Raw genomic sequence first — 18579 nt, 5'->3', positions numbered from 1 at the left:
CGTGCCCGCCCGTTCCGCCTCGGCGCGGGACCGGCGGGCACGCCCTTCGCCGTTCCCGTACGCGGTGCGCACCCCGCGGAAAACCCGGTGACGTCCGACGGCCGCACCACTACCCTCGCGGGCGTGATCCACGACGAGGAACGGCTGCTGGCCCTGGAGGTCGACGCGGTCCACGGCCTCGAACGCTCCCCCGGCGGCCCGCCCGCCCGCGTACGGAACCGCTCCGTGCCGGCGCTCTGGGCCTGGTCGCCCCGGGCCCGCCTGGCGGCGCTCGGCCCCGCCCTCGCGCATCTGGACGCCCTCGACGACACGGACCAGCCGTACGCGCCCGGCCTGCGCCCCGACCCGCTCGTGCGGCTCGCCGCATCCCTGGGCGACCGGGCCGTCTCCCTGGAGGGCGGCCCCTGCTTCGTCTTCCCCACGCCGCTCCCGGACCCGGGCCCGGCGCCGCTGCCCGTCCTCGTCTCCTCCGACGAGGGCCGCGCCGCGGCGCGTGAGCTGATCCGGCCCGGCAACTGGCAGCCCGGCGAGTGGGCCGAGCTGATCGGCGGCGGCGCGGGCGCGTGGGCGATGGCGGTGCACGACGGGCAGCCCGTGTCGATCTGCCACACCCCCGCCGCGGGCGCCACCACCGCGGAGGCCGGCATCTGGACCCGCGCCGACTTCCGCGGCAGGGGCCTCGCCCCGGCCGTCGTGGCCGCCTGGTCCCGGCGCGCCCGCCACGGCAAGGAGGCGCTCTTCCACAGCGCCACCGCCGACAACCACGCCTCCCGGTCGGTCGCCCGCCGCCTGCGGCTCACCCCGCTGGGCTGGCTGTGGCGGCTGCGGGAGGCGGCGGACCGGGAAGGCACGGCCCAAGTGCCGGGCTAGTACCGCGGCGCGTTCCGCGATCGCTGGAGCCGGGCGCTGCGGCGGTCCCGGGCGTTCCAGCACGCCCTGTGCCAGTGGCGGCGGTCGTCGACGTCGCCGAGCTGCGGCCAGGCCACGACGTGCGGGATGCCCGGCGGGATCTCCTGGTCGCAGCCGGGGCAGCGGTAGTGCTTGGCGGCGCCGCCACCGCCGACGTGCCGGACGACCCACTCCTCCCCGCGCCACTCCGCGGTCTGTTCCAGACCGTAGCGGTCCCCCTCTGCGCGTTCGGCGGGCTTCGCACCGCCATGCTGGCGGTTTCGACGCGGAGACACAGGGCACCTCGGGAGATCTGCGGGGTCACGGGCCGTCACCAGCGTACGCGCCGGACAGGCGGGCGCGGCAGGCCCGGTGCGTTCCTGCGATCATCAGCAGAACCGTGCGCCGGACCGTGCCTTCGGCACGTGTCAGCCGTTATTGCCTGAGTGGGGAAAGCCGCGTCGGCTGCGAGGAGGCAGAGAGCGATGCGCGTTGGGGCTTTCGTCCTGGCCGCTCAATTCCCGGGCCAGGGACAGGGGGAAGCGCTGTACAGAGCGGTCCGCTGCGCGGAGGTCGCGGAGCGGTCGGGGCTCGATGACGTATGGCTGGCGGAGCACCACTTCGTGCCGTACGGCGTCTGCCCGTCGGCGGTGACGCTCGCCGCCCTGTTGCTGGGCCGGACGGAACGGATCGGCATCGGCACCGCGGTCAGTGTGCTGCCGACCCAGCATCCGGTGGCGCTGGGTGAGCAGGCGGCGCTGCTGCACCTCACCTCCGGCGGCCGCTTCACCCTCGGCGTCGGCCGCGGCGGCCCCTGGGTCGATCTGGAGGTCTTCGGCGCCGGTCTCGCCGCGTACGAGCGGGGCTTCCCGGAGGCGCTCGATCTGCTGCTGCGCTGGCTGCGCGAACCGCGGGTCGGTGCGGCGGGCGAGCGGTACGCGTTCCGGGAGGTGGCGGTGGTGCCGCGCCCCGCGCAGGCGCTGGCGCCGCCCGACGCCCCGGACGCGGAACTGCCGGGCCCCGGGGTGCTGGTGGCGTGCACCTCCCCCGCGTCGGTGCGGCTGGCGGCCGCGCGCGGGCTGCCGATGCTGCTGGGCATGCACTGCGCGGACGACGAGAAGGCCGAGATGGTGGCGTTGTGGCGGACCGCGGCGCGGGAGGCGGGGCGGGGCGGCGACGAGATCGCGGCCGCCCGCCATGTCTCGGCCGGTGTGGTACAGATCGCCGACGACCGGCGGGACGCGGTCGAGACGCTGACGAAGGCGATGCCCGGCTGGCTGCGCCAGGGGCTGGGCGCGCATGTCACCGTCGACGGCCGGGTCCGCGCCATGCGGGACCCGGTCGCGTACACGGAGAAGCTGTGCGCGCTGCATCCCGTCGGGACGCCGCGGCAGTGCGCGGACAAGCTGGCGGCGACGGCGGAGCGTACGGGCATCACCACCCATGCGCTGCTCGTCGAGGGTTCGGGTGATCTGGCGGCCACCGAGGAGAACGTCCGCCGCCTCGGCGGGGACGTCACACCGCAGTTGGGGTGACCGGCCGTACGCCCCGTCCGCCGGACGGGGCGTACGGTGCCGCGCGGTACGTCGGTGTGGTCAGCGGTCCGGTCGGTGCCGCTGCCGCGCACACCCGTGTGCAAGGCGCCGGAAGGGCGCGTGGAAAGGGTGCGCGGCGGCAGCGGAAGCGGTCAGCAGTCGCGGAGTACGGGCGACTGGTTCAGCAACTGGCCGCGGATGGAGGTGAAGCGGGCCAGGCGGTCGTCGACCGCCGGGTCGAGGGGGAAAACCGCGACGCGATGGCAGTTCTGGAAGGCGAGACGTACACCGAAGTGACGTTCCAGCGATCCGCGGATCGCATCGCTCGCCAGCGCACGCAGCAACTGACCGCGCGCCTGCTCGTCCGGCGGCGGCGTCAGATTGTCGGCGAACTCCCCGCCGTCCGCCTTCAGCCGGTCCACCAGCGAGCTGATCATTCCCCATGCGTAGGGCAGGGAGGTGCGGACGCAGTCGACAAATGCGGCTTCGTCGACCTCGCCTCGCTCGGCCTGTTCGAGGAGGGCCGGTGAGACGTCGAGCGACATGAGGTTCTCCTCTCGCGGCCCCGCCGGAACGGGGGGCCTCACGGAACGGGATATGGGGCATCGCGACGGAGCGTGTCTGCCTCACGACCCCCCGCATCAACGGTAGGCCGCGCAAGAGCCCGGCACCAGAAGATTGCACAGACAACCAGCCAAGGGCCGCCGCCGGAGGTGCGGGGGTTTCCCCCGGAAACGTCCGCGTCTCCGGGGCGAATCGCGCGGGTGGCCTCCGGTCGAGTAGCGTGACGCCCCATGCGTCTCGTCATCGCCCGCTGCTCCGTGGACTACGCGGGCCGGCTCACCGCCCATCTGCCCTCCGCCCCCCGCCTCATCCTGGTGAAGGCGGACGGTTCGGTCTCCGTCCACGCGGACGACCGCGCCTACAAGCCCCTCAACTGGATGTCGCCGCCGTGCACCCTCAAGGAGGGCGACGGCCAGGTCTGGACGGTGGAGAACAAGGGCGGCGAGAAGCTCATCATCACCCTTGAGGAGGTCCTGCACGACTCCTCGCACGAACTGGGCGTCGACCCCGGTCTGATCAAGGACGGCGTGGAGGCCCATCTCCAGGAGCTGCTCGCCGACCGCATCGAAACCCTTGGCGAGGGCTATTCGCTGATTCGGCGCGAATACCCCACCGCCATCGGCCCGGTGGACATCCTGTGCCGCGACGCCGATGGTCAGACCGTGGCCGTGGAGATCAAGCGGCGTGGCGAGATCGACGGTGTGGAGCAGCTCACCCGCTATCTCGAACTCCTCAACCGCGACCCGCACCTGGCGCCGGTGAAGGGCATCTTCGCCGCCCAGGAGATCAAGCCGCAGGCCCGGGTGCTGGCCACCGACCGCAAGATCGGCTGTGTGGTGCTCGACTACGACGGTCTGCGCGGTATCGAGGACGACAAGCTCCGCCTCTTCTGACCCCGGCGACCCTCCGGTCCCGTACGACGGCCCGGTACGCGCCCGGCTGCCCCCAGGGGCGGCCGGATCCGTACCGGGCCGTTGCGCGTTTCCGTACGGGCGTCGCACGGCCCGTACGGGAGCGCCCGTACGGGCCGGAGCCGCCGCCGCGCCGTCAGGCCGTCGGGGTGCCCGACAGCGTGGCCGTGCGGGCGGCGGTGCCGTGGGTCTGCGGATCGGAGGCGGACGGGCTCTGGCCGGTCGGCTTGCCGGTGGGGTCGGTCGGGTCCGGCGTCGTCGGCTCGTCCGTCGGGTCGCCGGTGGGCGTCGGCTCGGTCGGCCGGTGGGTGGGCCGGGTCGGGCGGCTCGTCGGCTCGGTGGGGTGGCCGGTGGGCCGGGTCGGGCCGGTCGACGGGTCCGTCGGCGTCGGGGAGCCGGTGGCCGAGGCCGTGGTGGGCGCATCCGTCGACGGGGACGGGCTCTCCGCCTCCTGCGACGGCGTGGCCGAGGCGGCGGTGGCGGGCGGCGGCACCTGCGGGGACCAGGTGTCCCCGGGCGTCGTCGGCTCCGCGTCGTCCGGTTCGGTGGGCTGTTCCAGGGTGGTGCGGCCGCCGGGGCGGTTGTCGTCGCCGCCCGAGGTCGCGCCGAGCGTGACGACGGTGCCGAGCACTGCGGCGAGCAGCACGCCCGCGCCCGCCGCGGTGAGATTGCGGCGCGTGGTGGCGGATTTCCGGGCCGCGAGGGCCGGTTGGACGGCGGTCTCGTCGCCCTTCTTCCCGGCGGGCGCGGGGCGGGAGGCGACGACCGGCGTCCCGGCCACCGGCGTCTTCGGGCCGGAGGCGGCCTGGCGCGGCCCGGTGGACGGCGCCGCCGCCGCGAGCGGCACGGCGGCGCCGGGCGCGGGCGGCGGCGGGGAGCCGGTGCCCTCGGCGCTCTGCCGCTCCCGGTCGGCGACGAGGGCGAGGGCGCGGCGGCCGGCCACCGCGCCGCTGCGGTCGGAGAGCACCCCGCGCAGCCCGATGGACGCCTCCAGTTCGGCGCGCGCCCGGTCGAGGCTGTCGCCGCAGAGCGCCAGGACGCCCAACTCATGGTGGAAATAGGCTTCCTCGGCGACCTCACCGGCCAGCCGCGCGGCCTCCTGGCCGTGGCGCAGAGCCCGTTCCCAGGCGCTCCAGTGCAGCCCGGCGGCGAACGCCGGAGCGGCGGTACGGGCCAGCAGCACGGCGGCGCTGGCGTGGCCGCTCTCCCGGCCCGCGGTGAGCGCGGCCATCGCGGCGAGCACGGCGTCCGCCTCGGCCGCGGCGCGCTCCGGGGTGACCGAGGGGTGCCCGGCCCACCAGGCGTAGTGCTGGGCCGCGGTGTGCGCCCGGGCGGTCGCGCCGTCGGCGTATCCGGCGGCGGCCAGCTGGTCCCGGACGGTGGCGGCGAGCCGGTAGTGGCCGCCCGCCGGGGTGATCAGCCCGCAGCCGAGGAGGTCGCCGAGGGCGGCGTCGGCGTGGGCGTCCTGGGTGAGGGCGGGGAGGTGGGCCTGGTGCGGGAGTTCGCCGCCGAGCGCCACCGCGAAGCGCAGCGTCTCCTGGGCGGCCGGGCCCAGCCGTCCGGCGATCAGCGGCGCGGGCGCCGCGGTGTCGGCGGCGGAGGGCAGCGGGGCGTGGGGCTGCCCGGGGACGCCCGCGGAGGCGGGCGCGAAGAGGCCGGGGCCGTCGACGGGGGCGCCGCCGGGCCGGTCGCGCAGCCGCAGCAGCGCCGCCGCCTGGACGAAGCGCAGCGGCAGCCCCTCGGACTCGAACCACAGGTCGGCGGCCCAGGCGGTCTCCTCGTTGGCCAGCGGCCGCTGCACGGCGCGCTCCAGGAGCCGCAGACCGGCGGCGCGGCCGATGCCGCCGAGGAAGACCTCCTCGACGGGACAGCCGGGGCTGGGCGCCGCGACGTCGGGGGTGGCGGAGAAGAGGAAGGCGCACTCGGGGGTGGCGTCGAGCAGTTCGTCCAGGGCCCGGCCGCCGAACTCCAGGTCGTCGAGGACGACGATCGCGCCGATCCCGGCGAGCAGCCGCGGCAGCTCCTCGCGGTCCGGCCGGTGCTGCGGTGCGCGGTGGACGGCGGCGAGGAGCGCGTACAGCAGGTCGGCGGGGGTGCGGTGGTAGCCGGAGAGGCGGACGACGCCGTCGGGGGCGATCCCGGTGCAGGCGGTGGCGACGGCGTCGAGGAGGCGGGTGCGGCCCGCGCCGGACGGCCCGGTGAGCCGTACCGAACGGCCGCGGGTCAGCAGGCGCACCAGCCGCTCGGTCTCCTCGCCGCGCTCCTCCAGCGTGGCGGTGCGGGAGGCGTGGACGGGCGCGCCGGGTGGCACCGGGGGCGCCGCCGCGCGGGCGGCCTCGGCGCGCTCCTCGGCGTCGCGCCGGTCGGGGTCGGCGGGGCGTTCCCCGGGCGGGCAGGGTTCCATCTCGCTGCCGTCGAGGGGGTTGACGGTGACGAGGTAGCGTCCGGCGACGAGGCGGACGGTGCGGACGGGCTCTTCGGGGCCGGTCTGCATCCCGCCGAAGGCCGGTGCGCCGGGTTCGTCGCCGCCCGCCGGGATACCGCTCTCGTCGGGTCCCCGCCGGGTGTTCGGGTCCATGGTCACAGCCCCCAGATGCCCTTCTGTTCGCTCCGCCCGGCCGCGCGGGCCCGTCCTCGTGACCGGGTGCGCGCCGTCGTCGTGTGGTCCGGCCGGCCCCCGGCCGCGCGGTGCGGGCGGGGCCGGGGTCAGCCGCCGCGGGTGCCGCGGACGCGGAGGTGACCCTAGCCCCGGGATGGTACGGGCCCGCCGCCGGGGCCCTGACATGTCCGGAACGACCCGTTCCGACGGTATGACCGCGGAATCGACGGACGTGAACGGCCCGGGACTGCCGTGGAACGCGGCCGTCCCGGGCCCGCCGGGACTCACACCCGGGGCAGCGTCTCCGCCGCGAGCCCGCCCTCGATGGCGAGAATGCGGTGCAGGCGGGTGGCGACCAGCAGCCGCTGCATCTGGGGCGGCACCCCGCGCAGCACGAGACGGCGGTTGACCCGGCCCGCCCGGCGGTGCGCCCCCATGATCACGCCGAGCCCCGTGGCGTCCCAGGAGTCCAGCTCGGTCAGATCCAGCACGAGATCGCCGCATCCGGAGTCGACGGCGGTGTGCAGGGCCGTACGGGCGTCCGCCGCGCTGCGGACGTCGAGGCGGCCCCCGACGATCAGCTCGGCGTGGTCGCCCTTGATGTGCATATGCGCTCCCCGAATGGTGTGGTGCCGTGCTGGAGGTCTACCGAACTGACTGCCTCTCCGACGGCGAAGTTGCCGCCCGTGAGCGAACCGATACCGAATTCACCCGACGGGGTGACCACTTCGCCGTCCGCGATCTGACGTCACGTCAGCGCCCGTGGACATGCCTCCTCCTGAGCCTTCCAGGATGCCAGGACGCGCCGCCGTTCAGTGCGCGTAGAACCCGCGCCCGCTCTTACGGCCGATGTCGCCCGCGTCGACCATCCGCCGCATGATCTCCGGCGGCGCGAACTTCTCGTCCTGCGACTCGGCGTAGATGTTGTCGGTGGCGTGCAGCAGGATGTCGACGCCGGTGAGGTCGGCGGTGGCCAGCGGGCCCATCGCGTGACCGAAGCCCAGCTTGCACGCGAGGTCGATGTCCTCGGCGCTCGCCACGCCCGACTCGTAGAGCTTGGCGGCCTCGACGACCAGTGCGGAAATCAGCCGGGTGGTGACGAAACCGGCGACGTCGCGGTTGACGACGATGCAGGTCTTGCCGACGGACTCGGCGAACTCGCGGGCGATGGCGAGGGTTTCGTCGCTGGTCTTGTAGCCGCGCACCAGCTCGCACAGCTGCATCATCGGCACCGGCGAGAAGAAGTGCGTGCCGACGACCCGCTCCGGGCAGGAGGTGGCCGCGGCGATCTTCGTGATCGGGATCGCGGAGGTGTTGGAGGCGAGGACCGCGTCGTCCTTGGCGAGCTTGTCGAGCGCCTGGAAGATCTCCCGCTTGACCTCGATCTTCTCGAAGACCGCCTCGACGACGACATCCGCGTCGCCGACCGCGTCCAGATCGGTCGTGGTGGTGATGCGGGCCAGCGCCTGCTCGGCGGCGTCCGCGTCCAGCTTCCCCTTGGCGACGAACTTCGCGTACGACGCCTCGATACCGCCCTTGCCGCGGGCCAGCGCCCCGTCCGTCACATCGCGGAGCACCACGTCCCACCCCGCCTGGGCGGAGACCTGCGCAATACCGGATCCCATGAGTCCGGCACCGATGACGGCGAGCTTCTTTGCCACTGCTGTCCCCTCACACCCTGTGTGTTCCAGAATCGGTCAGGGTGACGTTATCCGTACTGAGCGATCGTTTGGTAGGTAAGAGACACGCGTCACGCCCGGCCCCCGGCGAACGGCGCCCGGCGGCCCGTCCGTCCGTGTCCCGCGTCACCCGGAAGGCCGTCAGACGACCCCGCACGCGGCGGAGTTAGGGACCCTCGGCGGCCGGGCCCGGCGCGCCGGATCCGCCCGGCGGCCCGCCGCGTACGCTCGTGCCATGGTGAATCTGACGCGCATCTACACCCGCACCGGCGACAAGGGCACCACCGCCCTGGGCGACATGAGCCGCACCGCCAAGACCGACCGCCGGATCGCCGCCTACGCGGACACCAACGAGGCCAACGCGGCGCTCGGTGTGGCCCTGGCCCTCGGCGAACTGCCCAAGGACGTCCGGGCGGTGCTGCTGCGCGTGCAGAACGACCTCTTCGACGTCGGCGCCGACCTGTCCACCCCGGTCGTCGAGGACCCGAAGTACCCGCCGCTGCGCGTCGAGCAGAGCTACATCGACAAGCTGGAGGCGGACTGCGACCGCTTCCTGGAGCGGCTGGAGAAGCTGCGCAGCTTCATCCTCCCCGGCGGCAGCGCCGGTGCCGCGCTGCTCCACCAGGCGTGCACGGTCGTCCGCCGCGCCGAGCGCGCGACGTGGGCGGCGTTCGAGGAGCACGGCGACACCATGAACCCGCTCACCGCCACCTACCTCAACCGCCTCTCCGACCTGCTGTTCATCCTGGCCCGTACGGCCAACAAGGAGGTCGGGGACGTGCTGTGGGTGCCGGGCGGCGAGCGGTAGTCGTATCCGTAGTCGCAGTCGCAGTCGTACGAGCGGTGACCGTAGTCGTATGGGTCCGGGGCGCCCCCGCCGGCGGCCCGGACCGCGCTCAGCGCAGCACCTTCGGGCGCCGCCGCGCCGCCTCCGGCTCCCCGGCCGGCGCCTTCTTCGGCCACAGCAGGTACGACAGGGCGATCACCCCGTGGACGGCCACCAGCCGGGCCATGGTGAGCTGCCACTCCCGCAACGTCGCGGTGTCACCGTCGCCGACGTACCAGGCCGCCAGCTCCAGCAGCCCGGCGGCGACGGCGCCCATCGCGACCGTCCGCAGCCACAGTTTCCCCTCGTGGCGGGCGCGGGCCAGGCCGTGGCGGGGCGGCTTCACCGGCCGCGGGGCGCCGCCGAACCGGTGCGCGGCATGGCCGTCGGCCCAGCGGATCGTGTAGTGGCCGTAGGCGACGGTGTAGCCGAGGTAGACGGCGGCGAGGCCGTGCTTCCCGTCCGCCGTGGCGCCGGTGCGCAGATCGATCGCGGTGACGGTCAGCAGCACCAGCTCCAACAGCGGCTCCAGCAGCAGCACGGCGGCTCCGGTGCGCGGCATCCGGCACCCGTACCGCAGCACCAAACCGGCCGCGAGCAGCACCCAGAACCCGACCTCGCAGACGACGATCAACGTGACAACCATGGCGTTCCTCCTCCGGGACGCCTCAAGACTGCCGCCGCCACCCCGCCCGGGACGTCGTCGCCGACGACGATTCCGGCTGCATCTTTCGATGTAGTGGCGGCGCCGGGACAGTCACCGTGACGACGAGGCGGGCGCCGCCCCGGCCGTGTTGGATGGACGGGTGCCGCCGCTCCCCCGCCCCGTCCGCCCGCACCGCGACGACGTCCTCATCGCGGCCGCCGGGCTGCTCGGCGGGGTGCTGCTGTGGGCGCTGGGCCTGCGCGGCGCGCCACCGGTGCCGGGGCTGCCGCCGTGGGCGTCCCTGGTGGCGCCGGCCGTCGCCGCCGGGGCCGAACTGCTGCGCCGCACCGCACCGCTGACCGGCCTGGCGCTCGCCACCGCCGCGCTCGCGCTGGACACCTGCGCCGGGACGCTGCTCGCCACCGTCGTAATGTTCACCGACCTCGTGTACGCGGCGGTCCTCCACGGCGGGCCCCGCGCGGCCCGCCGCATCCCGCCGGGCACCGCGCTGGCGACCGTCCTCGGCACGCTGATCGCGCTCGCCGTGGCCCGCGACCCGCAGGCGCTGTTCGTCGGCGTCTTCCTCGGGCTGATCACCCTCACCCCCGCCTGGACCGGCCTGATCGTCCGCCACCACCGCGACGCGGCCCAGGCGGCCCGGCTACGGGCCGAGCAGACCGCGCTGCTCGCCGGGATGGACCGGGCACAGGCGGTCGCCGGGGAGCGCGCGCGGATGGCGCGGGAGCTGCACGACGTCGTCGCCGGGCATCTGTCGGCCATCGCGCTGCACACCACCGCCGCGCAGACCCTCGACGATCCGGCCGCGACCCGGGAGGCGCTGGGCGTCATCCGCGAGAACAGCGTGCGGGGCCTGGCCGAAATGCGCCGCCTCATCGGACTGTTGCGCGCCTCCGGCGGCTCCGAGGCCGACGGCGAACCACCCGCCGTCCCCACCCTCGACGGCCTCCCGGCCCTCCTCACCCGGGTCCGGGCGACGGGGGCGGGCGACGGGCTGGCCTTCAGCCTCCACGACGGCCGCCAGGGGTACGAGGACGGGGCCCGGCTCAGCGGCAGCTCCCGGTCCGGCAACGGCACACGGACCGGCGACGGTGCCGCCCGGCCCGGCGGCACCCCCGCCTCCCTCCCCGCCCCCGTGGAGCTGGCCGCCTACCGCATCGTCCAGGAATCCGTGACCAACGCCCTCAAACACGCCACGCCCGGCGAGGTCACCGTCCGCCTCGACCGGGCGCCAGGCGGCCCGCTCATCCTCGTCGTGACCAGCCCGTACGGGACCCGCCGCGGGCCGGGCGGCGCGCGGGTGCCGGGCTCGGGCGCCGGACTGACCGGCATGCGCGAGCGCGCCGCGCTGCTGGGCGGCGTCTGCGACGCGGGCCCGGCGGACGGCCCCGACGGCACCGTATGGCGGGTACGGGCCACACTCCCCGCCACCGAGGAGGCACCCCCGACATGACCGGCACACCCCCGCGCCCGCTGCGCGTCGTCGTCGCCGAGGACCAGTCCGCCGTCCGCGCCGGGCTCGTCCTCATCCTCCGCTCCGACCCCGGCATCGAGGTCGCCGGGGAAGCCGCGGACGGCGAGGAGGCGGTCCGCCTCGCCCGCGAGCTGCGCCCCGATCTCGTCCTCATGGACATCCAGATGCCGCGGCTGGACGGCGTCTCGGCCACCCGCCGGATCGTCGCCGAGGGGCTGGCGGACGTCCTGGTGCTGACCACCTTCGACCTCGACGCGTACGTCTTCGGTGCCCTGCGCGCCGGTGCCGCCGGATTCCTGCTCAAGGACATGGACGCCACGGCGCTGCTGGCCGCGGTGCGCACGGTGGCCGCCGGGGACGGGCTCATCGCCCCCGCGGTCACCCGCCGTCTGATCGCGGAATTCGCCGGGACCTCCGCACCCCGGGAACGTACGGAGCCCGGGCCCGGCCCCGCGGTGCTGGAGGCGCTGACGCGGCGCGAGCGGGAGGTCCTGGGAGTACTGGGCCGCGGCCTGTCGAACGCCGAGGCCGCGGTGCGGCTGGAGATGGCCGAGGCCACCGTGAAGACGCATGTCAGCCGCTTGCTGGCCAAACTGGGACTCCGCAGCCGGGTGCAGGCGGCCGTCCTGGCCCAGGAGCTGGGCGTGGAACCGCCGCCGTAGTCGGCCGCGGCGGCGTAGGGCGGGGCTCTCTTTCAGGCAACATTGGCCCTCCCCCAGACTCCGTCCGGGGGCACCCCCTTCAGCGGGGCTCTCTTTCAGGCAACATTGACCCGCTGCCCGGGCGGCGCCGCCTCCAGCCAGGCGAGGAAGCCGGTGAGGGCGTCCTCGCTCATCGCCAGTTCCAGGCGGGTGCCACTGTGGCGGCAGACGAGGACGACGGAGTCGGAGAGCAGCGCCAGCTCCTCCTCGCCCTGCGGGGTGCGGCGCTCGACGACCTCGATGGCGGAGCGCTCCAGGATGCGGCGGGGCCGCGGCGCGTAGGAGAAGACACGGAACCACTCGACGCAGTCACCGTTGTAGCGGGCGACGCCGTAGATCCAGCCCTTGCCGCTGGGCTCGCCTTCGTCCTCCGGTACGTTCCAGCGCAGGCTGCAGTCGAAGGTGCCGCCGGACCGCTGGATGAGCCGCCGTCGCAGCCCGAAGACGAACAGCCCCAGCAGCACCAGTACCACGACCGCGCCGCTCACGAGCAGAGCGAGGACCATCTCGACCGACCTCCTCGCCTCTGTGGGGGATCCCCGCGCCGGGTCGGGCGCGAGGGAGGGAAACGCACCTGCATTGCCTCAGCCGCGGGCCGCTCCGGAAGTCTCCGGGCAGCCCGCGGCTGAGGATCGATCTCGTCGGTGACGGGGCTCAGTGAACGCCCGTCACCGCGCGCAGCCGGACATCGGCGCGACGCTCGGCGGCCGCGTCAGCGTCCGACTTCGCTCGCTCCAGTGCCCGCTCCGCGCGCTGGACATCGATCTCGTCCGACAGCTCGGCGATCTCTGCGAGCAGAGACAGCTTGTTGTCGGCGAACGAGATGAAGCCGCCGTGCACCGCGGCGACGACAGTACCGTCCCCGCTCTCGCCGGTCGTACGGATCGTCACCGGGCCCGACTGCAGCACGCCGAGCAGCGGCTGGTGTCCGGGCATGACGCCGATGTCGCCCGACGAGGTGCGCGCGACGACCAGGCTGGCCTCACCGGACCAGACCTGCCGGTCCGCTGCGACCAACTCGACGTGCAGCTCAGCCACGATGGCTCCTCGGGTCTCCACCTGCCGGGTCCGGCAGATGTTGGGTCAAATACTAGTGGTCGTACGGGCCGGGGGCGGCCAGGGCCGCCCCCGGTGCCGAAGCCGGGGTCAGGAGACGCCCAGCTCCTTGGCGTTCTTCTCCAGGTCCTCGATGCCACCGCACATGAAGAAGGCCTGCTCGGGGAAGTGGTCGTACTCGCCGTCCGCGATGGCGTTGAAGGCGTGGATCGACTCGTCGAGCGAGACGTCCGAACCGTCGACGCCGGTGAACTGCTTCGCGACGTGGGTGTTCTGCGAGAGGAACCGCTCGATACGACGGGCGCGGTAGACGGTGAGCTTGTCTTCCTCACCCAGCTCGTCGATACCCAGAATCGCGATGATGTCCTGAAGGTCCTTGTACTTCTGCAGGATCGTCTTGACGCGCGAAGCGCAGTCGTAGTGCTCCTGCGTGATGTACCGCGGGTCCAGGATGCGGGACGTCGAGTCCAGCGGGTCCACCGCCGGGTAGATGCCCTTCTCCGAGATCGGACGGGACAGAACGGTCGTCGCGTCCAGGTGGGCGAAGGTGGTGGCCGGCGCCGGGTCGGTCAGGTCGTCCGCGGGGACGTAGATCGCCTGCATCGAGGTGATCGAGTGACCACGGGTCGAGGTGATGCGCTCCTGGAGGAGGCCCATCTCGTCCGCCAGGTTCGGCTGGTAACCCACCGCGGACGGCATACGGCCGAGCAGCGTGGAGACCTCGGAACCCGCCTGGGTGTACCGGAAGATGTTGTCGATGAAGAAGAGGACGTCCTGCTTCTGGACGTCACGGAAGTACTCCGCCATCGTCAGACCGGCCAGGGCGACGCGCAGACGGGTGCCCGGCGGCTCGTCCATCTGACCGAAGACCAGCGCGGTCTTGTCGATGACGCCGGAGTCCGTCATCTCCTCGATGAGGTCGTTGCCCTCACGGGTGCGCTCACCGACACCGGCGAACACCGACACACCGTCGTGGTTGTTGGCCACGCGGTAGATCATTTCCTGGATCAGAACGGTCTTGCCGACACCGGCACCACCGAACAGACCGATCTTGCCGCCCTTGACGTACGGGGTCAGCAGGTCGATGACCTTGACGCCGGTCTCGAACATCTCGGTCTTGGACTCGAGCTGGTCGAAGCTCGGGGCCTTGCGGTGGATCGGCCAGCGCTCGGTGATCTGGGCGGCCGCCTCGGGCTTGTTCAGGATCTCGCCGAGGGTGTTGAAGACCTTGCCCTTGGTGATGTCGCCGACGGGCACGGTGATGCCCGCACCGGTGTCAGTCACCGCGGCCTGGCGGACCAGACCGTCGGTGGGCTGCATCGAGATCGCCCGGATGACGCCGTCACCCAGGTGCTGGGCGACCTCAAGGGTCAGCGTCTTGGTCGTGCCCTGCTCGGCAGGGTCGTCGACGTCGACGTGCAGCGCGTTGTAGATGTCCGGCATCGCGTCGACGGGGAACTCCACGTCGACAACCGGGCCGATGACCCGCGCGACGCGGCCTGCGGCCACGCCCGACGCGGCGGTCGGCTCAACAGTGGTGGTCATAGTTGTCAGTCACTCCCCGCGGTCGCGTCGGCCAGGGCGCTGGCGCCACCGACGATCTCGCTGATTTCCTGGGTGATTTCGGCCTGGCGGGCCGCGTTGGCAAGCCGCGAGAGCGACTTGATGAGCTCTTCGGCGTTGTCGGTGGCCGACTTCATCGCGCGCCGCGTGGCGGCGTGCTTCGAGGCGGCGGCCTGGAGCAGCGCGTTGTAGATCCGCGACTCGACGTACCGCGGCAGCAGGGCGTCGAGGACGTCCTCCGCCGAGGGCTCGAACTCGAAGAGGGGAAGGATCTCCCCGCCCTTCGCCGGCTCCTCCTGCTCGCCCTCGGCGGTACCGAGGCTGAGCGGCAGCAGCCGGTCGTCGAGCGCCGTCTGCGTCATCATCGACACGAACTCCGTGAAGACGATGTGGAGTTCGTCCACACCACCCTCGGCGGTGTCCTTCTGCACGGCGGCGATCAGCGGTGCGGCGATCGCCTTGGCGTCGGCGTACGTCGGGCTGTCGGTGAAGCCGGTCCACGACTCCTGCACCGCCCGCTCGCGGAAGGCGTAGTACGACACGCCCTTGCGCCCGACGATGTAGGCGTCGACCTCCTTGCCCTCGGCCCGGAGCCGCTCGGTGAGCAGCTCCGCGGCCTTGATGACGTTGGAGGAGTAGCCGCCGGCCAGACCGCGGTCGCTCGTGATGAGCAGCAGCGCGGCGCGGGTCGGCCGCTCCGCCTCGGTCGTGAGCGGGTGCTGGGTGTTCGAGCCGGTGGCAACCGCTGTCACCGCGCGGGTCAGTTCACTCGCGTACGGCGTCGATGCCGCCACCTGACGCTGCGCCTTGACGACGCGCGAGGCGGCGATCATCTCCATCGCCTTGGTGATCTTCTTGGTCGCGGTGACGGAGCGGATGCGACGCTTGTAGACCCGGAGCGTGGCTCCCATGGATCAGGTCCCTTCCGTCGTCACTTGGCGGTGCTGACCGGAGCGTCCTCACCGAGAAGCTTGCCGTCCGAGGTCTCGAACTGCTGCTTGAAGGCGGCGACGGAATCGGTGAGCGCCTGGATGGTGTCGTCGGACATCTTGCCGCCCTCGACGATGCTGACCAGCAGGTCCTTCTTCTCCCGGCCCAGGTGGTCCAGGAGCTCCCGCTCGAAGCGGCGGATGTCCTCGACGGGCACGTCGTCCATCTTGCCGGTGGTGCCGGCCCAGATGGAGACGACCTGGTTCTCGACGGGGTACGGAGCGTACTGACCCTGCTTGAGCAGCTCGGTCATGCGCTTACCGCGCTCCAGCTGGGCCTTCGAGGCGGCGTCCAGGTCGGAACCGAAGGCGGCGAACGCCTCCAGCTCGCGGTACTGGGCGAGGTCCACACGAAGACGGCCGGAGACCTGCTTCATGGCCTTGTGCTGGGCGGAGCCACCGACACGGGAGACCGAGATACCGACGTTCAGCGCCGGGCGCTGGCCCGCGTTGAACAGGTCGGACTCCAGGAAGCACTGACCGTCGGTGATGGAGATGACGTTGGTCGGGATGAACGCCGACACGTCGTTCGCCTTGGTCTCGACGATCGGGAGGCCCGTCATCGAACCGGCACCGAGCTCGTCGGAGAGCTTCGCGCAGCGCTCCAGCAGACGCGAGTGCAGGTAGAAGACGTCACCCGGGTACGCCTCGCGGCCCGGCGGGCGGCGCAGCAGCAGGGACACGGCGCGGTAGGCGTCGGCCTGCTTCGAGAGGTCGTCGAAGATGATCAGGACGTGCTTGCCGGAGTACATCCAGTGCTGGCCGATGGCCGAGCCGGTGTAGGGCGCCAGGTACTTGAAGCCCGCCGGGTCGGACGCCGGGGCGGCGACGATGGTGGTGTACTCCAGGGCACCGGCCTCCTCCAGCGCGCCGCGCACGGACGCGATGGTGGAGCCCTTCTGGCCGATGGCGACGTAGATGCAGCGGACCTGCTTCTTCGGGTCGCCCGAGCGCCAGTTGTCGCGCTGGTTGATGATCGTGTCGACGGCCAGGGCGGTCTTGCCGGTCTGGCGGTCGCCGATGATCAGCTGACGCTGGCCACGGCCGATCGGGACCATCGAGTCGACGGCCTTGTAGCCGGTCTGCATCGGCTCGTGGACCGACTTACGGACCATGACGCCCGGAGCCTGCAGCTCCAGGGCGCGGCGGCCCTCGGACTCGATCTCGCCGAGGCCGTCGATCGGGTTGCCCAGCGGGTCGACGACGCGGCCGAGGTAGCCCTCGCCCACGGCGACCGAGAGCACCTCACCGGTGCGCTGCACCGGCTGGCCCTCCTCGATACCGCTGAACTCGCCGAGGACGACCGCACCGATTTCGCGCTCTTCGAGGTTCAGCGCGAGACCGAGGGTACCGTCCTCGAACTTCAGCAGTTCGTTCGCCATCGCCGAGGGAAGGCCCTCGACCTTCGCGATGCCGTCACCGGCCTCGCTGACCGTGCCGACCTCCTCGCGCGAGGCCGCGTCCGGCTTGTACGCCTGGACGAAGTTCTCCAGCGCGTCCCGGATCTCCTCCGGCCGGATCGTGAGCTCCGCCATCTGGGTTCCCTGCTCTCCTTGTTGGGCCCGAAGTTACTTGCGGGGGTCTGGGGTTACGTCCCCAGGGGGTTTCCGCCTACGGCCCAACTCGGGCCGCCGTCGTGCTTGTGCTGTCTCCCGGCGCGGGCTCCCGGCCGCGGCCGGACCTCTCGGTCCGGCCCGTCGGTGCCGGTGCTCTGTCACCGGTGGTGCAGCTCTTGAGTTGGTGGCTGGGTCAGCCGGCCATCCGCCGTGCCGCCTCGTCGAGGCGGTCCGCGATGCTCCCGTTGATGACCTCGTCGCCGATCCGGACCTGCACACCGCCGAGGACCTCGGGGTCCACGTCGAGGTTCAGGTGGATCTGCCGTCCGTAGACCGCGGCCAGCGCGGCGGCGAGGCGCGTGCGCTGTCCTTCGTCCATCGGCACCGCCGTGGTGACCACCGCGATCACGCGGTCGCGTCGGTGCGCGGCCAGCTTGGAGAGGGCATCGAGCCCTGCTTCCAGGCTACGGCCTCGCGGCTGGGCCACGAGCCGGCCCACGATGCGCGTGGTCACCGGGTTGGCCCGGCCGCCCAGCAGCGTGGTCACCAGCTCGGTCTTGGCGGCGACCGAGGCGTTGCGGTCGGTCAGTGCGCGGCGCAGCTCGCCGTTGGAGGTGAGGATCCGGCCGAACCGGAACAGCTCGTCCTCGACGTCGTCGAGCCGACCGGACCGCTGTGCCGCGGCGAGGTCGGCGCTGTAGGACAGCTCCTCCATCGCGTCGGCGAGGTCACGCGAACGCGACCAGCGGGACCGGACCATGCCGGACACCAGGGCGGCGGCCGGACCGCCGATCTTGGTGCCGAGCAGCCGGTCGGCCAGCTCGGCCCGCGCCTCGCCGGACTGCGCCGGGTCGGTCAGGACCCGACGCAGCGAGACCTCGCGGTCGAGCAGAGCGGTGACGGCAGCCAGCTCCTCGGCGAGCTTCGTCGCGTCGACGGACGCGTTGTCCGTCTGCGCGTCGAGCTGCTCGCGTGCGGAGGCGAGTGCCTCGCGGCTCGCTCCGTTCATCGGCCGGCCTCAGCCTTCGTCGTCTCCGACGCCGCCTTGGCCTCGATCTCGCCGAGGAAGCGGTCGATGGTCCGGCTCTGCCGGGCGTGGTCCTCCAGGGACTCGCCGACGAGCTTGCCGGCCAGGTCGGTGGCGAGCTTGCCCACGTCCTGGCGCAGGGACTGCGCGGCCTGCTTGCGGTCGGCCTCGATCTGGGCGTGACCGGCAGCGATGATTTCCTCACGCTGCCGCTGGCCCTCGGCGCGCATCTCGGCGATGAGCGTCGCGCCCTGCTCCTGCGCCTCCTGGCGCAGGCGCGCGGCCTCGTGGCGGGCGTCGGCGAGCTGGGCCCGGTAGTCCTCCAGGACCTGCTGGGCCTCGGCCTGTGCGGCCTCGGCCTTCTCCATGCCGCCTTCGATCTTCTCGCGGCGCTCGTCCAGAACCTTGTTGATGTTCGGAAGGAGCTTCTTGGCGAGGAAACCGAAGACGATGAAGAAGGCGATCAGGCCGATGACAAGCTCTGGGATCGGCGGGATGAGCGGGTTCTCGGGAACCTCGACCTCACTCGCCAGGCTGACCAGGGTCA

The 18579-nt window shown here is 72.9% G+C and carries 19 protein-coding genes; 6 read left to right on the top strand and 13 right to left on the bottom strand.

The window, feature by feature from the left end; translation table 11 throughout:
• The first annotated feature begins 123 nt into the window (after nucleotides 1-123).
• Nucleotides 124-870 carry a GNAT family N-acetyltransferase gene (locus OG422_RS21900; protein ID WP_405744610.1) on the top strand — a complete coding sequence of 249 codons (747 nt, stop codon included), beginning with the start codon at nucleotides 124-126 and terminating at the stop codon, nucleotides 868-870.
• Here the strand turns inward: OG422_RS21900 and OG422_RS21895 are convergent.
• On the bottom strand, nucleotides 867-1184 hold the full coding sequence (locus OG422_RS21895) for an ATP/GTP-binding protein (RefSeq protein ID WP_405744607.1): 318 nt from the start codon (nucleotides 1182-1184) through the stop codon (nucleotides 867-869). The genes OG422_RS21900 and OG422_RS21895 overlap by 4 nt on opposite strands.
• A gap of 189 nt (nucleotides 1185-1373) precedes the next feature.
• Between OG422_RS21895 and OG422_RS21890 the strand changes: the two genes are divergently transcribed.
• Nucleotides 1374-2423, top strand: coding sequence for an LLM class flavin-dependent oxidoreductase (locus OG422_RS21890; protein ID WP_143940239.1), 1050 nt, complete (start codon nucleotides 1374-1376; stop codon nucleotides 2421-2423).
• 152 nt (nucleotides 2424-2575) lie between these two features.
• Here OG422_RS21890 and OG422_RS21885 read toward each other — a convergent pair whose 3' ends face one another.
• Nucleotides 2576-2968, bottom strand: a complete 393-nt coding sequence (locus OG422_RS21885; RefSeq protein ID WP_143940238.1) for an SCO5389 family protein — start codon at nucleotides 2966-2968, stop codon at nucleotides 2576-2578.
• 249 nt (nucleotides 2969-3217) lie between these two features.
• On the opposite strand from OG422_RS21885, the gene nucS reads away from it, so the two are divergent.
• Nucleotides 3218-3880 carry an endonuclease NucS gene (gene nucS / locus OG422_RS21880; RefSeq protein WP_143940237.1) on the top strand — a complete coding sequence of 221 codons (663 nt, stop codon included), beginning with the start codon at nucleotides 3218-3220 and terminating at the stop codon, nucleotides 3878-3880.
• Between the two features lie 154 nt (nucleotides 3881-4034).
• On the opposite strand, the gene OG422_RS21875 is transcribed toward nucS, so the two are convergent.
• The 3 genes from OG422_RS21875 to OG422_RS21865 all read right to left on the bottom strand — a co-directional run bounded on the left by OG422_RS21875 (nucleotide 4035) and on the right by OG422_RS21865 (nucleotide 8158).
• A complete protein-coding gene (locus OG422_RS21875) occupies nucleotides 4035-6476 on the bottom strand; it encodes an ATP-binding protein (protein WP_405744603.1) in 2442 nt (813 codons plus the stop codon).
• Between the two features lie 305 nt (nucleotides 6477-6781).
• Nucleotides 6782-7105: an STAS domain-containing protein gene (locus tag OG422_RS21870; protein ID WP_143940235.1), complete on the bottom strand. Its 324-nt coding sequence runs from the start codon at nucleotides 7103-7105 to the stop codon at nucleotides 6782-6784.
• Nucleotides 7106-7309: 204 nt separating this feature from the next.
• Nucleotides 7310-8158: a 3-hydroxyacyl-CoA dehydrogenase family protein gene (locus OG422_RS21865; protein WP_143940234.1), complete on the bottom strand. Its 849-nt coding sequence runs from the start codon at nucleotides 8156-8158 to the stop codon at nucleotides 7310-7312.
• A gap of 253 nt (nucleotides 8159-8411) precedes the next feature.
• Here OG422_RS21865 and OG422_RS21860 point away from each other — a divergent pair, with 253 nt between their 5' ends.
• Complete coding sequence (locus OG422_RS21860) at nucleotides 8412-8984, top strand: cob(I)yrinic acid a,c-diamide adenosyltransferase (RefSeq protein WP_143940233.1); 573 nt, start codon at nucleotides 8412-8414, stop codon at nucleotides 8982-8984.
• A gap of 88 nt (nucleotides 8985-9072) precedes the next feature.
• Here the strand turns inward: OG422_RS21860 and OG422_RS21855 are convergent, their stop codons facing one another.
• Nucleotides 9073-9648, bottom strand: a complete 576-nt coding sequence (locus tag OG422_RS21855) for a hypothetical protein (protein ID WP_405744598.1) — start codon at nucleotides 9646-9648, stop codon at nucleotides 9073-9075.
• A 160-nt stretch (nucleotides 9649-9808) separates the two neighbouring features.
• Here OG422_RS21855 and OG422_RS21850 point away from each other — a divergent pair, with 160 nt between their 5' ends.
• The gene (locus OG422_RS21850; RefSeq protein WP_405744595.1) at nucleotides 9809-11119 is read left to right on the top strand and encodes a sensor histidine kinase; all 1311 of its coding nucleotides are present in this window, start codon (nucleotides 9809-9811) and stop codon (nucleotides 11117-11119) included.
• The gene (locus tag OG422_RS21845) at nucleotides 11116-11802 is read left to right on the top strand and encodes a response regulator (RefSeq protein ID WP_405744592.1); all 687 of its coding nucleotides are present in this window, start codon (nucleotides 11116-11118) and stop codon (nucleotides 11800-11802) included. The genes OG422_RS21850 and OG422_RS21845 overlap by 4 nt, the downstream gene beginning before the upstream one ends.
• A 95-nt stretch (nucleotides 11803-11897) precedes the next feature.
• On the opposite strand, the gene OG422_RS21840 is transcribed toward OG422_RS21845, so the two are convergent.
• The 7 genes from OG422_RS21840 to OG422_RS21810 form a co-directional block, all read right to left on the bottom strand.
• Nucleotides 11898-12347, bottom strand: coding sequence for a DUF2550 domain-containing protein (locus OG422_RS21840; protein WP_143940229.1), 450 nt, complete (start codon nucleotides 12345-12347; stop codon nucleotides 11898-11900).
• Nucleotides 12348-12495: 148 nt separating this feature from the next.
• Nucleotides 12496-12879 (bottom strand): F0F1 ATP synthase subunit epsilon, encoded by a 384-nt coding sequence (locus tag OG422_RS21835; RefSeq protein WP_018087383.1) that lies wholly within the window; start codon nucleotides 12877-12879, stop codon nucleotides 12496-12498.
• A 108-nt stretch (nucleotides 12880-12987) separates the two neighbouring features.
• A complete protein-coding gene (gene atpD / locus OG422_RS21830) occupies nucleotides 12988-14442 on the bottom strand; it encodes a F0F1 ATP synthase subunit beta (RefSeq protein ID WP_143940228.1) in 1455 nt (484 codons plus the stop codon).
• A gap of 5 nt (nucleotides 14443-14447) precedes the next feature.
• Nucleotides 14448-15371 (bottom strand): F0F1 ATP synthase subunit gamma, encoded by a 924-nt coding sequence (locus tag OG422_RS21825; RefSeq protein ID WP_405744587.1) that lies wholly within the window; start codon nucleotides 15369-15371, stop codon nucleotides 14448-14450.
• A 20-nt stretch (nucleotides 15372-15391) separates the two neighbouring features.
• A complete protein-coding gene (atpA, locus tag OG422_RS21820; protein WP_405744584.1) occupies nucleotides 15392-16984 on the bottom strand; it encodes a F0F1 ATP synthase subunit alpha in 1593 nt (530 codons plus the stop codon).
• 214 nt (nucleotides 16985-17198) lie between these two features.
• Entirely contained in the window at nucleotides 17199-18014 is an 816-nt protein-coding gene (locus tag OG422_RS21815) for a F0F1 ATP synthase subunit delta (RefSeq protein ID WP_143940225.1), read from the bottom strand.
• A complete protein-coding gene (locus tag OG422_RS21810) occupies nucleotides 18011-18574 on the bottom strand; it encodes a F0F1 ATP synthase subunit B (protein WP_143940243.1) in 564 nt (187 codons plus the stop codon). Before OG422_RS21810 ends, OG422_RS21815 begins: the two co-directional genes overlap by 4 nt.
• Between the last annotated feature and the right edge of the window lie 5 nt (nucleotides 18575-18579).

It is taken from the genome of Streptomyces sp. NBC_01525, assembly GCF_045040405.1.
Classification (GTDB): domain Bacteria; phylum Actinomycetota; class Actinomycetes; order Streptomycetales; family Streptomycetaceae; genus Streptomyces; species Streptomyces benahoarensis.
The sequence above is the reverse complement of the archived record's forward strand: the minus strand, read 5'-3'. Positions and strand labels throughout refer to the sequence as shown.

Coding starts and splice junctions, on each gene's coding strand:
- OG422_RS21890 (WP_143940239.1), top strand. CDS start 1,374: ATGCGCGTTGGGGCTTTCGTCCTGGCCGCTCAATTCCCGGGCCAGGGA.
- OG422_RS21885 (WP_143940238.1), bottom strand. CDS start 2,968: ATGTCGCTCGACGTCTCACCGGCCCTCCTCGAACAGGCCGAGCGAGGC.
- nucS (WP_143940237.1), top strand. CDS start 3,218: ATGCGTCTCGTCATCGCCCGCTGCTCCGTGGACTACGCGGGCCGGCTC.
- OG422_RS21875 (WP_405744603.1), bottom strand. CDS start 6,476: ATGGACCCGAACACCCGGCGGGGACCCGACGAGAGCGGTATCCCGGCG.
- OG422_RS21870 (WP_143940235.1), bottom strand. CDS start 7,105: ATGCACATCAAGGGCGACCACGCCGAGCTGATCGTCGGGGGCCGCCTC.
- OG422_RS21860 (WP_143940233.1), top strand. CDS start 8,412: ATGGTGAATCTGACGCGCATCTACACCCGCACCGGCGACAAGGGCACC.
- OG422_RS21855 (WP_405744598.1), bottom strand. CDS start 9,648: ATGGTTGTCACGTTGATCGTCGTCTGCGAGGTCGGGTTCTGGGTGCTG.
- OG422_RS21845 (WP_405744592.1), top strand. CDS start 11,116: ATGACCGGCACACCCCCGCGCCCGCTGCGCGTCGTCGTCGCCGAGGAC.
- OG422_RS21840 (WP_143940229.1), bottom strand. CDS start 12,347: ATGGTCCTCGCTCTGCTCGTGAGCGGCGCGGTCGTGGTACTGGTGCTG.
- atpD (WP_143940228.1), bottom strand. CDS start 14,442: ATGACCACCACTGTTGAGCCGACCGCCGCGTCGGGCGTGGCCGCAGGC.
- OG422_RS21825 (WP_405744587.1), bottom strand. CDS start 15,371: ATGGGAGCCACGCTCCGGGTCTACAAGCGTCGCATCCGCTCCGTCACC.
- atpA (WP_405744584.1), bottom strand. CDS start 16,984: ATGGCGGAGCTCACGATCCGGCCGGAGGAGATCCGGGACGCGCTGGAG.
- OG422_RS21815 (WP_143940225.1), bottom strand. CDS start 18,014: ATGAACGGAGCGAGCCGCGAGGCACTCGCCTCCGCACGCGAGCAGCTC.